The sequence below is a fragment of the Agrobacterium sp. P15N1-A genome, from assembly GCF_044626815.1.
GTDB classification, from domain to species: Bacteria; Pseudomonadota; Alphaproteobacteria; order Rhizobiales; family Rhizobiaceae; genus Agrobacterium; species Agrobacterium leguminum.
Map to the genome: position 1 here is coordinate 17,783 of NZ_JBIUPF010000007.1, position 12,950 is coordinate 30,732.

Here is a 12,950-nt window from a genome sequence, read left to right on the forward strand (position 1 = left end):
TTCAAAGGCTCCGTCCATGAAGATCGCGATAGGCCTTTTGCGCTCCATCCACCGGCAAGGCCGTCGCCTCATAGACGCCACGCGCGACCGCGCGCGCCATCACGATGGTCGCCAGATGGCAAAGCTCGGCGAAATGAACGCCGCCCTCAAGCGGCTTTTCACCGGTCGAGGCCGCGAACATGGTGTCGCCGTCGCTTGGCAAATGGGCGGGCAGAACGGCGCGCGCCAGCCCGTCATGCGCCATGATGGAAAGGCGATGCGCCTGCGCCTTGGTCAGCACGGCATCCGTCACCACCGCACCGATGGTCGTTGCCGTGAGATTGATCCCCTTAAGGCGCAGCGCGGTATGATCCGGCTCGAAACGATCGGGAAAACCGCAATCGCCGTATTCACCCTGCACTTCAAACGGCGCGGACCAGAAATGGCGGCTCGTTCCAACGGTTGCCGAGCCGAGCGCATTGACGGCGACGATGGCCGCCACTTTGTACCCGCCGGAACTGACGGCGCTTGCCGAACCGAGCCCGCCCTTGAAGGTGGCGGTCGTCGCACCCGCTCCAGCCCCGACCGTTCCAAGCGCGAATGGCGCCGCACGCGCCGCCTTGAAGGCTGCATATCCCATCTCGCGATAGGGCGAATGCAGCCCCCAATCCTTGTCGCCGCCATTCAGCAGATCCATCAGGATCGCCTGCGGCACGATGGGAACGCGGGTGGAACCCACCTGCAGGCCGCGTCCGATTTCGCGCAGCCCGGCCTGAACGCCGCCCGCCGCATCCAGCCCGAAGGCAGAACCGCCCGACAGCACGAAGGCATCCACCGTTTCCACCGTCATCGCGGGGTCGAGCAGGCCGGTATCGCGCCCGCCCGGCGCACCACCCAAAACAGAACCGGAAGCGATGGCGGGCTTTTCGAAAACAATCGCCGTAACACCGGAGCCGAGGGCAAGATCAGTGACATTGCCGACCGAAACGCCGCCGATATCCGTCAGAAGATTGGTGAGTGCCGCCATGCCGTTTCCCTTTTCTCCCGGTATCCCGCCACCATCAGGCACTGTCAACGCAAAACGTGACGTGCCTGATGTTGACGACAAGCCGCGATCAGGAAAAAACAGCCGTTCCGATCACAGGCGTCGAGGGAACGGCCATATCCCTCGGCTCCAGCGGCCCGCAGAGATATGCCTGATGGCCGGCTTCTATCGCCCGAGCGAAAGCCTCCGCCATGCCGACCGGGTCTCCCGCGCCCGCCACCGCCGTGTTGAGCAGAACGGCATCGTAACCGAGCTCCATCACCGTGACCGCATGCGACGGGCGGCCGATACCGGCATCGACGATCAGCGGCACATCCGGGAAACGCGCCCGCATGGATTTCAGCGCCGTCAGATTGAGCGGCCCCATGGCGCTGCCGATTGGCGCGCACCAGGGCATCAGCACCCTGCAGCCTGCCTCCAGCAGCTTCTCGGCCACGACCAGATCGTCAGTCGTATAGGGAAAGACCTCGAAACCATCGTCACAAAGGATTTTCGCCGCCTCGACAAGAGCGAAGACATCGGGCTGCAGCGTGTCGTGATGACCGATGACCTCCAGCTTGATCCAGTTAGTGCGAAACACATCGCGGGCCATCTTTGCTGTCAGCACCGCTTCCTTGACCGTGTGGCAACCGGCGGTATTGGGCAGAATCTGGCGATCCAGCTCGCGGATAAGCTCAAAAAACTGACCGCCCTTCTTGCCACCCGCCGTTTCCCGGCGCAGTGAAATCGTCAGAATATCCGTGTTGCTCACCCGCACGGCATCGGCAAGCACGGCGGGGGACGGATAGCGCGCCGTGCCGAGCAGGAGACGGGACGAGACCTCGCGGCCATAAAGCGTCAGCATGGTTTCAGCCTCCCTGCATCGGTGAGAGGATTTCGATACGGTCGAAAGCCTTCAGCTTATAATCGGCGCGCTCTTCCGAATGCACCAGATCGCCATTCACCGCCGTCGCCAGCCACTCACCCTCGTATTCGAGGCTGGCGAGCAGGCCGGCCAGCGTCTCGGCGGCGAGATCAAGCTCGTCGCCATTCACCAGAAGTTTCATGATCCCATTCCTTTTGAGAGAGAGTTTGGCAGACGATTTCAGCCGCCTGCCGCGCCATAGCCGGCGACAGCAGAAAGCCGTGCCGGTACGCGCCGTTGATGAAAATGGTCCGGCCATCCTGCGTGACCTTCGGCAGATTGTCGGGATAGGCGGGGCGCACGCCGGTGCCTGTCTCGATGATTTCCGCTTCCGCGAAAGCCGGATGCACGGCATAGGCGGCATTCAGGAACTCCATCATCGAGCGGGCGGAAATGGCGCCCGCATCTTCCGTCTCGATCATCGTCGCACCCACCATGAAACGGTCGGGTTCGCGCGGCACGATGTAAAGCGGAATACGCGGATGCAGCAGCCGGACGGGGCGAGACAGGGAAACCTCCCGCGTGGCGAGATAGAGCATCTCTCCCCGCACACCGCGAAGATCGGAAATCCCGCCGATTGCCGCAGAACCAGTGCAAGCCACCACCCGGTCGAACGGCTCTTCATTCAACGGGATACCCATATGGAAACGCACACCAATGGTGCAAAGCCGCTCATGCAGCGATTTCAGTGCAAGACGCGGATCGAGATGACCCTCGCCCGGGAAATAAAGCCCGGATCGAAACCGCCCGGCAAGATCTGGCTCCAGCGCGGCGATTTCGCCCTCATCCACCCAGCGATAGCCGTCGGTCCGCGATGCGAAACGCGAAAGCTCCGCCTTGTCGCGGGCCGGCGCAACAACCAGCGTGCCGTTACGGACGACAAGGCCGGGGGTTGCTTCGTCCCACCAGTCGAGTGCCGCCTGACCGAGCGTCAGAACCGCCGCGTCAGCGCTTTCACGCTCGCACCAGGGGGCCAGCATGCCGCCGGCATACCAGGATGCGCCGCGAGAGGGTTCGGCATTGCGCTCGCAAACCTCAACGGTAACGCCGGTCCGCGCCAGTTCGAAGGCCGCCGTCAAACCGGCGACCCCCGTTCCCTTGACCAGAACGCGCATGCTATTCGGCATCCGCAGGCGTCGTGAGCGGCATGTAAAGCTCACCGCCTTCCTTGAAGCGTGCGGCCATGGCCTCCAGTCCCTCCTTCTGCGCCTCGGCGCGGATATCGTGGGAAATTCGCATCGAGCAGAATTTCGGCCCGCACATGGAGCAAAAATGCGCGACCTTGTGCGCTTCCTTCGGCAAGGTCTCGTCATGGAAGGAGCGCGCCGTATCCGGGTCCAGCGACAGGTTGAACTGATCCTCCCAGCGGAACTCGAACCGCGCGCGCGACAGCGCATCGTCCCGCACCTGCGCGGCCGGATGGCCCTTGGCAAGATCGGCAGCGTGGGCAGCGATCTTGTAGGTGATGACGCCGACCTTCACGTCGTTGCGATCCGGCAGGCCGAGATGTTCCTTGGGCGTGACGTAGCAGAGCATCGCGGTGCCGAACCAGCCGATCATCGCCGCACCGATGCCGGAGGTGATGTGGTCGTAACCCGGCGCGATATCGGTGGTGAGCGGCCCGAGCGTATAGAAGGGCGCCTCACCGCAGGTCTTCAACTGCTTGTCCATGTTTTCCTTGATCTTGTGCATCGGCACATGGCCGGGGCCTTCGATCATCACCTGGCAGTCCTTCGCCCAGGCGATCTGCGTCAACTCACCGAGCGTCTCCAGCTCCGCGAATTGTGCGGCGTCATTGGCGTCGGCAATCGAGCCGGGACGCAAGCCATCGCCCAGCGAGAAGGAGACGTCGTAAGCGCGGCAGATGTCGCAAATCTCGTCGAAATGCTCATAGAGGAAGCTTTCCTTGTGGTGATGCAGACACCACTTGGCCATGATCGAGCCGCCGCGCGAAACAATGCCGGTGACGCGGTTGACGGTGAGCGGGATGTAATGCAGCCGCACGCCGGCATGGATGGTGAAATAATCCACACCCTGCTCCGCCTGTTCGATCAGCGTATCGCGGAACACTTCCCAATTGAGGTCTTCGGCAATGCCGTTGACCTTCTCGAGAGCCTGATAAAGCGGCACCGTGCCGATCGGTACCGGCGAATTGCGGATGATCCATTCGCGGATATTGTGGATGTTGCGGCCCGTCGACAGGTCCATGACGGTATCCGCACCCCAGCGGATCGCCCAGACCATCTTTTCCACCTCCTCCGCCATGGAGGAGGTGACGGCGGAATTACCGATATTGGCATTGATCTTGACGAGAAAATTGCGACCGATGATCATCGGCTCAAGTTCCGAATGATTGATATTGGCGGGGATGATGGCGCGGCCGGCCGCCACTTCCTGACGAACGAATTCCGCCGTGACGTAGTCGGGGATATGCGCGCCGAAACTCTCGCCGTCACGCGCCAGCTTTTCCCTGGTCGCCTCGCGCCCGAGATTTTCGCGGATGGCGATGAATTCCATTTCCGGCGTGATGATACCTGCCCGCGCATAGGCAAGCTGGGTCACGGCTTTACCGGCCGTGGCTCTGAGCGGCTGGTGGCGCACGGAAAATTCGGGCGTCAGGCGCTCGCCGGTGGCAAAGCCGTTATCCTCCGGCTTGACGTGCCGGCCGTCATAGGCCTCGACGTCGCCGCGGGCCACGATCCAGTCATGACGCAGACGCGGCAGACCCTTTTCAATCAGAACGGGATGCGAAGGATCGGTATAGGGCCCGGAGGAATCGTAAACCGTCACCGGCGGCTCGCCCGCCGTCGGATGAACGGCGATCTCGCGCATCGGCACGCGGATATGGGGATGTAAAATGCCGGTTTTGTGGATTTTGGTAGAGGCGGCATGCGGCCCGGTGGTGACGACAAGCGGGATATTCTTGGCAGCGATATTCATCTTGAGGCTCCAAAGTTTGACAGTGGAGACCCAGTTCGAGCCGGAATGATGGAAAATACCGAATTGCCGGAACGCGACGTCATGCGCCCGCCCGACCTTCGGTCTTTGCACCGTCCCTACGCCAGTATGAACTGGATCAGGTTCAACGGGTCACTGCGCATGAAAGCAGAATCTCAGCCCCTTGACGGGACACCCCTGGTGAATGGCCACAGCAAAAAACACCGACCGGCATTTGTCAAGGCCGACGATCCATGCTTGGCAAAGGTGCGGGAATGGCGCATGCTGCCGTTAGTTGTAATTAACCTAACGGTTTAGGCGAATATTATCGTTTGCAACGTAACGATAAGCACAAACCATCCTGATGTGAAATTTACGGGAGATACGTCGGAATGAACGCGACTATTCGTGAAATACTGGCCAAATTCGGCCAGCTTCCAACCCCTGTCGATACGATTGCAGATGAAGCCGATCTTTATGCGGCGGGCCTTTCTTCCTTTGCATCCGTGCAATTGATGCTCGGCATCGAAGAAGCATTCGATATCGAATTCCCCGACAATCTGCTGAACCGCAAGTCCTTTGCGAGCATCAGGGCCATTGAAGACACCGTTAAGCTCATTCTGGATGGTAAAGAGGCAGCCTGATGAACGTCACCGTAGCGCCGCAGGATGAAACGCTGTCCGCGCGCGCGGGCCGTGTCGCGGCAATTGCCGCCAAACACGCGGATGAGGTGGATGTCACCGGCCGCTTCCCACAGGAAGCCGTTGATGCGCTGCGACAGGAACGCCTGCTCGGCATCCAGGTCCCCTCTTCGCTGGGCGGCGAAAGCGCTTCCTTACAGGAAATCGCCGATATCTGTGCCCGGCTCGGTCAGGCCTGTTCGGCAACCGCGATGATTTTCGCCATGCACCATATCAAGGCATCCAGCCTGGTGGAACACGGCGAGACGAGCGCATGGCATGCCGGCTTCATGAGCCGCATCGCCAGCGAACAGCTTCTGCTCGGCTCCGCCACCACCGAAGGCGGCATTGGCGGCAATCTGCGCAACTCCATCTGTGCAATCGAGGTCGAAGGCGATTTCTGCCGGCTGGAGAAGGACGCCACCGTCATTTCCTATGGCAGCAATGCCGATGCGATCCTCATCACCTCACGCGCCCACAAGGATGCCGCGCCCGCCGATCAGGTGATGACGGTCTTTCTGAAAAACCAGTACACGCTCGAGAAAACCCATGTATGGGATACGCTCGGCATGCGTGGCACCTGTTCGGATGGTTTCCTGTTCCGTGGCGAGGCGCCGGCGGCGCAGATATTCCCGAAGCCCTTTGCGGAAATCGCCGCACAATCCATGCTTGCAAGCTCGCATCTCCTGTGGAGCGCCGTCTGGTACGGCATCGCCTCGGATGCCGTGCTGCGCGCCCAGTCTTTCGTCAGAGCAGCGGCGCGCAAATCGCCCGGCACCGCTCCTCCCGGCGCGATCCGCCTTGCGGAGGTCTCCACCAAGCTGCAGGTCGTGAAATCCAACATCATCGCCGGCATCAAGGCTTACGAGGACACCAAGAGCGACCCCGAAAAACTGATGTCCATGGCCTTTGCCGTCGCCATGAACAATGTGAAGATCTGCTCTTCGGAAACCATTCTCGAGATCATCGACCATGCCATGCTGGTCTGCGGCATCATGGGTTACAAGAACGGCACGCCCTACAGCCTCGGCCGCCACCTGCGTGACGCGCACTCCGCCCGTCTGATGATTTCCAACGACCGCATTCTCGGCAATTCCGCCAATCTCCTGCTGGTTCACAAGCAGGACACCAGCCTCTTGGGATAAGACCATGGACATGCAAACATCGTTTCTCGATCGACTGTTCGAAGAAGGCCTGCTGATTGAAACCGGTGTAGACGGTCTTTATGGACGCAGCGGCCAGTTCGAGGATGTCATCGCCGCATTCGAGCGGCTGATCGACCGCACGGGCGGCGCTGACGGCGCCGAAGCGATCCGCTTTCCGCCCGGCATCAACCGCGCCTATTTCGAAAAGAGCGGTTATATGAAGAGCTTCCCGCAGCTTGCCGGCACGGTCCATTCCTTCTGTGGCTGTGAGCTCGACCATGTCAGCCTGCTGAAAACCATGGATGAGGGCGGTGACTGGACCAAGGACCAGAAAGCGACAGACATCGTGCTGACGCCGGCGGCCTGCTATCCGCTTTATCCGACGATTGCCAAGCGCGGCGCGCTACCTGCCGGCGGCGGTCTCTATGACATCCAGTCCTATTGTTTCCGTCATGAACCCTCCAAGGACCCGGCCCGCCAGCAGCTTTTCCGCATGCGCGAATATGTTTGCATGGGCACCGAGTCCGACGTCACGGAATTCCGCCAGACCTGGATGGATCGCGGCGTGGAGATGATGAAAGCGGTCGGGCTCGACGTCACCATCGATGTCGCCAACGATCCCTTCTTCGGCCGCGCCGGCAAGATGCTCGCCAACAACCAGCGCGACCAGAACCTGAAATTCGAACTCTTGATCCCGGTCACATCCACGACCAGCCCGACGGCCTGCATGAGCTTCAACTACCATCAGGATGCCTTCGGCCAGAAATGGGGCCTCAACCTCGACAATGGCGATGTCGCCCACACAGCCTGCGTCGGTTTCGGCCTTGAGCGCATCGCGCTGGCGCTGTTTGCGCATCATGGTCTCGACGTGAAGAAATGGCCTGCGAAGGTCGTGGAAACGCTCTGGGGCTAATCATTCATGCGGCAGATTTTCCCCGGTCTCGATCCCAGAAACTATGTGCAGCATCCGCTCCACTCCTCCGAGAGAATGTGGCCGGAGACCAATTGCTACATCGATTTGTGGATCGAGGTGCTGGCCTCGAAAGATCTGCCGCCGGAAGCCATGTTCGGTTTCACGCTCACGCAGGATTTCGAAGGCGACCAGTTCACCTTCTTCAAGGTGCCGCTGGAAGACCTCGAGGCGCTTTATGGCGTTCGCGCCACCGAACTTGCGATCTTCGACAGCGTGGAAAACCACATCGAGGCGCAGCTCGCACGCGGCCGCATCTGCCTGATCGAGATGGACAGCTTCTATATGCCGGATACCCATGGGGTGGGCTACCGGAAGGAACACGGCAAGACCACCATCGCCATCAACCGGCTCGACCTCGCGAAGCGCGAACTCGACTATTTTCACAATGCCGGCTTCTTTCACCTTTCAGGCGAAGATTTTGACGGCCTGTTCCAGCATCATCTGACCGAGACCGACCCGCCTTTCCTGCCCTATACCGAATTTGCGAAATTCGCGGATAGCAGCCCCTCGCCCGCACATATTCGCAAGACGGCCGAACGGCTCCTGAAGTTTCATTTTTCCAGACGGCCGTCCGCCAACCCGGTCCGCGCTTTTGCCGGCGTTTTTCCGGCGCAGGTGGAAAAGGTCGCCGACCGGCCCTTCGGTTTTTTCCACAAATATGCCTTTAACACGCTACGCCAGCTCGGCGCCAATTTCGAACTGGCGGCAAGCCACTTCGAATGGCTGGACGCGAACGGTTTTTCTGAAGCAAGAGACCACGCGCTCAAGATTTCCGAGGTTGCCAAGACCGTGCAGTTCCAGCTTGCCCGCGCCGTCACCCGCCGCAAATTTGATGCACTGGCCACCGTGCTCGATCCAGCAGCGGATGCATGGGATGGCGTGATGGAAGCGCTTGCGACTAAACTCACTGATGCCAGCGAGGCCGCGTGAGGACTTATCTTCCCGGCGAAAGCGAGGAATTGCTGAGCGAAGGCTGGACGCTGACGCTGACGCCCGCCGATGCCTGCGAGACGCCGTCCGATATTCCCGCATCGCTTGAAAGCCTTCACGTCTCCGTTCCCGGCACCGTGGCGCAGGCTCTGGAAGCGGCTGGAAAATTCGACCGCCTTGCCCCGGCGCCCCTCAATGACAGGGATGCCTGGTATCGGCTGACGATGATTTCCGATACGCGCGAACGCGCCATACTTCGCTTCGACGGTCTCTCCACCATTGCCGAAATCTTCTTCAACGGCGAGCTGATCGGCGCGAGCCAGAGCATGTTCGAAAGGCTGGAAGTGCCTGTCGAACTCACGGGCGCGGACGAGCTTTGCATCTGCTTCCGGGCGCTTGCGCCGAGGCTTGAAAAAACCGGTCCCCGCGCCCGCTGGCGGCCGCAGATGATGAATACGCAGGGGTTGCGGCTGATCCGCACCACCGCACTCGGTTACATGCCCGGCTGGTGCCCGGAAATCCACGCCGCCGGCCCATGGCGACCCATCAGTCTGATCAGACAGGAAGCGGTGCTTTGCACGCTCCGATCTTCGCTGGACGAGGCAGGAACGGGAACGCTCGCCATCGCGCTGGAAACCAAACGGCCCATAAAATCGGCTCGGCTCGGCTGCGCGGGTTATAGCGCCGATCTTTCCAGGGATGAGAACGGCAAGTTTTCCGGCGAACTCCACATACCCGAAGTCGAACCATGGTGGCCGCACACCCATGGCAGACCTGCGCTGCACGACACGCTTTTGGAACTGGACAGCGAACAACATAGGCTGGGGCGTACCGGCTTCCGGCGGGTCGAAATCGATCATGGCGAAGACGGTAAGGGTTTCGGCCTCAAGGTGAACGGTCAGCCGGTCTTCTGCCGTGGTGCGGTCTGGACGACGGCCGATATTGTGCGCCTGCCGGGAACAAAGGCGGACTACGAGCCATGGCTTAGAAAAGCCGCAGAAGCCGGCATGAACATGATCCGCATCGGCGGCACCATGGCTTATGAGACGCCGGAATTTTTCGCGCGTTGCGACGAACTCGGCATCATGGTCTGGCAGGACGCCATGCTCGCCAATTTCGATTACCCGGCAAAGGACGAGAGCCTGCGCCAGCATATCGTCACGGAAATCTCGCAGTTCCTCGAAGCCACCGCGCTTTCTCCATCGCTCACCGCCTTCTGCGGCGGCAGTGAAATGTACCAGCAGGGCGCGATGCTCGGTCTGCCGGAACAGATATGGAAGGGAACGCTTACCGAGGAGGTTCTGCCGGAACTCCTTGCCGAGAAACGCCCGGACACAGCCTATGTCGCCAATTCCCCCTCCGGCGGTGCATTGCCCTTCTTTCCCAACGTCGGGGTCGGCCATTATTACGGCGTGGGCGCCTATTGCCGCCCGCTGGAAGATGCGCGCCGCGCCGATCTGCGCTTCGCCGCCGAGTGCCTCGCCTTCGCCAATATTCCTGAACAGGAAACGCTGGACAGATATCTAACCGGCGTGGCCGTGCACGATCCGCGATGGAAGGCAAGCGCACCGCGGGATCGCGGAGCATCCTGGGATTTCGAGGATGTTCGCGACCATTATCTGAACCTGCTCTACGACGTCGAACCTGATGTTCTGCGTCGCGAAGACGGGGGCCTTTATCTCGACATGTCCCGGGCCGCCACGGCCGAGGTCATGGAGGCGACTTTCGCCGAATGGCGGCGCAGCGGCTCCTCCTGTCAGGGCGCTCTGGTCTGGACCCTGCAGGATCTTGTTCCCGGCGCCGGCTGGGGTATCATCGATGCCACTGGCCGGCCCAAATCCGTCTGGCATGCCCTGAAAAGGGCGTTCCGCCCCATTCAGGTTACTTTTTCCGATGAGGGCACGAACGGGCTGGATATCCATCTCGTCAACGAGACCGGCGGCGGCCTCGAAGCCATGCTGGAACTGACCTGCCTGCGCGAAGGTGTGCAACCCGTCGTCCACGCCAAACGACCGCTCACGCTTTCGCCGCGACAGAGCCAGACCATTGCCGCAACAGATTTGTTCGGCGCCTTTTTCGATACGACCTATGCCTATCGTTTCGGCCCTCCGTCCCATGATGTAACGGTCGCCCGGCTTCGCGACGTTGCGACAGGACACGTCATCGCCGACGCATTCCATTTCCCTCTCGGCCGTAAAAAGGCGCTGCACGCCGCGAACCTTCAGGCCACGATCAGTGAAACGAGCGGCAACTGGTCTCTTGAAATCGGCACGGACCGGCTGGCGCAATCCGTCCATGTCAAGGTGCAGGGTTATTGCGCCTCGGAAAACTGGTTCCATCTCGGCCCCGGCGAAACCAGAAAAATCAGCCTCCTGCCGGAGACCCCGGCGACCGAAGCCCCTCCTTCCGGAGAGGTCGTGTCACTGGGTTCCAGCCGGAGATTTTCCTTCTAAGGCATGACGGCCAGGCATTTTTACCGCAAATGCTCGAGAGCCAGCTGCTTCACCGCGTCGATATAGATTTGTCTGGCTTCCGGCGTTGAAAGATTGTGATCGGCGTCGGGAATAATGGTCAGCGACACGTTCTCATAGGCGGCCAGTCCTTCGCCATTGGCGTCGAAGTAATATTGGAAGTGCTCCAGACCATCGTCGTTGTCGCTGTAGAGCAGATGAACGGCGGTATCATTCGCTTTCAATTTGTCGAACGCGCCATAGACGGCACGCCCTTCCTCGCTGCCCCTGCGGAACAGCCTCGCCGTTTTTGTCGAAAGCCTCTTGATCGTCGCCTTGACGATGTTCAGCCCCGCACTTGCCACATCGACATCGCCGCTGATGAGACGCTTGAATGTCGCGCCCTGTCGAAAGCGCTGGCTGTATTCGCCGAAGGAACGCGGGCGTTTGTGCAGGGCCTCATCCACCGAGCGGCCTTTGCGCCAATGGAAGACGACCGGATTGACCGCGACCACGGCGCCGATCCGCTCATCGGCGATTGCGCCGTTGAAGGCGAGATAAGCGCCGCTGCACCGGCCCGCCGCAATGAAAGGCCCCTTGCCACGCTTGCCGAGAAAATCGAGTGCGGCAGCCACGTCGTCATTCTGCGCGGCATCGTAAAGAACCTGTTCGGGCACGTTTTTGACCGGAGGGCTGTCGGCAATATTGGCCGCGTCGAAGCGAAGCGATGCCACCCCCTCGCGCGCCAATGTACGGGCCATCTGTACGGAAAGCCTGCCCCAACCCGCATGCCGGTCATAGGCGGCGCCAAGCAGAAGAACCGAAGAAACCACCTCCCGATCATCCGGCCCGCAAAAAATACCAAAAAGCCGTCCGCCGTCTCCAAATTGCACCGGCTGCTCGACAAAACCGCGTCCACGCTGCGGGGCATTGACTGCGAAATCCTCCTGGGGGGGCACCGGACCCTCGGCATGGGTCTGGGAGAGCACCCAGTCGACCAGCCGGTTGACCACATCGTCGGATATTTTCGAGAGCGTAGGGCTGGAGACGAGATCGTCGTAACCTGAAAACTCCGCCTCCTCCACCGCACCGCCGATCGCAACGAGATGCCTGGCGAAATCGGCATCTGTTACGCGGCCCGGCCGGGAGAGCGCCAGAATGGTGCGCGCCGGAGCGACAGTCAGATTTGAAAGATTGGCCTTCCTGATCGCATCCGCAACACCGGCAGGCATCGCCATGCCGGCAATCGATCCCGCCTCCGTCATCCGTTGCGCGGGCCGAAGACCGAGGCCATCGTCGATCATGGAGGACCACATCGCCAGCTCACGCAGATAGGCGCGGCCGGAAACGACAGGCGCCAGAAGCGCCATGGAACCAACATCAGCCACATCGGCAAACGCCTGTGCAGCAATCAGGCAGCCGAGGCCCTGAGCGACAACGACCACTTCGGCGCAGCCGGAAAGACGCTTCAGACAGTTGAGCGCTGCGCGCGCGTCGGAAATCCAGTCCGCTGCACGGCCCGCATCATCAGGGTCGAAGGCGTCACCCGCGCCCAGATAGTCGAAGCGCAGGCTGGCGACACCGCAAGCGGCCAGCCGCTCGGCCAGTACCCGTTGAAACTTGCGGCTGCACAGCTCCTCCATGCCCCATGGGCTGACGAAAAGAACGGCATGGCGCTGTCTGACGTCCTTGCGCGCCGGATGGAAAATCCCGGTTAGCCCATCAAAAGAGACCGGATGCGCAACCGCCCCATTCGAGGCAATGCCGGAAAGCGACAATGCATCAAGAGACGGATCGCTGCCTGTACGCTCTGAAATATCTATCGCCATCGACCTTGCCATCATTGCGCCAGTGTCTGGCTCAACCATTACGGGATCATTGTATCGAAGCGTCTTACCGCCTGATCT

Annotated in this window: 11 protein-coding genes and 1 riboswitch; of the genes, 5 read left to right on the forward strand and 6 right to left on the reverse strand. The window is 60.8% G+C overall.

Translation table 11 applies throughout. The features are described from left to right. Position 1: 1 nt before the first annotated feature. The 5 genes from ACIK7D_RS21275 to thiC form a co-directional block, all read right to left on the reverse strand. On the reverse strand, positions 2–1,006 hold the full coding sequence (locus tag ACIK7D_RS21275; RefSeq protein WP_400157289.1) for a P1 family peptidase: 1,005 nt from the start codon (positions 1,004–1,006) through the stop codon (positions 2–4). 88 nt (positions 1,007–1,094) lie between these two features. Further along, a complete protein-coding gene (locus ACIK7D_RS21280) occupies positions 1,095–1,868 on the reverse strand; it encodes a thiazole synthase (RefSeq protein ID WP_400157290.1) in 774 nt (257 codons plus the stop codon). A gap of 4 nt (positions 1,869–1,872) precedes the next feature. Then, the gene (thiS, locus tag ACIK7D_RS21285) at positions 1,873–2,070 is read right to left on the reverse strand and encodes a sulfur carrier protein ThiS (RefSeq protein WP_003521310.1); all 198 of its coding nucleotides are present in this window, start codon (positions 2,068–2,070) and stop codon (positions 1,873–1,875) included. Further along, positions 2,039–3,043 carry a glycine oxidase ThiO gene (gene thiO, locus ACIK7D_RS21290; protein WP_400157291.1) on the reverse strand — a complete coding sequence of 335 codons (1,005 nt, stop codon included), beginning with the start codon at positions 3,041–3,043 and terminating at the stop codon, positions 2,039–2,041. Before thiO ends, thiS begins: the two co-directional genes overlap by 32 nt. Position 3,044: 1 nt before the next feature. After that, a complete protein-coding gene (gene thiC, locus ACIK7D_RS21295; RefSeq protein WP_400157292.1) occupies positions 3,045–4,868 on the reverse strand; it encodes a phosphomethylpyrimidine synthase ThiC in 1,824 nt (607 codons plus the stop codon). Between the two features lie 95 nt (positions 4,869–4,963). After that, a riboswitch (TPP riboswitch) is annotated at positions 4,964–5,075 on the reverse strand. Between the two features lie 182 nt (positions 5,076–5,257). Between thiC and ACIK7D_RS21300 the strand changes: the two genes are divergently transcribed. Genes ACIK7D_RS21300 through ACIK7D_RS21320 form a run of 5 tightly spaced genes read left to right on the forward strand, consistent with a single transcriptional unit; the run spans position 5,258 to position 11,046 of the window. Further along, positions 5,258–5,509 carry an acyl carrier protein gene (locus tag ACIK7D_RS21300; protein WP_003521307.1) on the forward strand — a complete coding sequence of 84 codons (252 nt, stop codon included), beginning with the start codon at positions 5,258–5,260 and terminating at the stop codon, positions 5,507–5,509. Further along, positions 5,509–6,690, forward strand: coding sequence for an acyl-CoA dehydrogenase family protein (locus ACIK7D_RS21305; protein ID WP_059759982.1), 1,182 nt, complete (start codon positions 5,509–5,511; stop codon positions 6,688–6,690). Before ACIK7D_RS21300 ends, ACIK7D_RS21305 begins: the two co-directional genes overlap by 1 nt. Positions 6,691–6,694: 4 nt before the next feature. Then, entirely contained in the window at positions 6,695–7,603 is a 909-nt protein-coding gene (locus ACIK7D_RS21310; RefSeq protein ID WP_003504856.1) for an amino acid--[acyl-carrier-protein] ligase, read from the forward strand. Between the two features lie 6 nt (positions 7,604–7,609). Further along, positions 7,610–8,593 carry a DUF1839 family protein gene (locus ACIK7D_RS21315; protein WP_400157293.1) on the forward strand — a complete coding sequence of 328 codons (984 nt, stop codon included), beginning with the start codon at positions 7,610–7,612 and terminating at the stop codon, positions 8,591–8,593. Continuing rightward, positions 8,590–11,046 carry a glycosyl hydrolase 2 galactose-binding domain-containing protein gene (locus ACIK7D_RS21320; protein ID WP_400157294.1) on the forward strand — a complete coding sequence of 819 codons (2,457 nt, stop codon included), beginning with the start codon at positions 8,590–8,592 and terminating at the stop codon, positions 11,044–11,046. The genes ACIK7D_RS21315 and ACIK7D_RS21320 overlap by 4 nt, the downstream gene beginning before the upstream one ends. Before the next feature lie 20 nt (positions 11,047–11,066). Here the strand turns inward: ACIK7D_RS21320 and ACIK7D_RS21325 are convergent, their stop codons facing one another. After that, complete coding sequence (locus ACIK7D_RS21325) at positions 11,067–12,872, reverse strand: serine aminopeptidase domain-containing protein (protein ID WP_400157295.1); 1,806 nt, start codon at positions 12,870–12,872, stop codon at positions 11,067–11,069. Positions 12,873–12,950 lie beyond the last annotated feature (78 nt).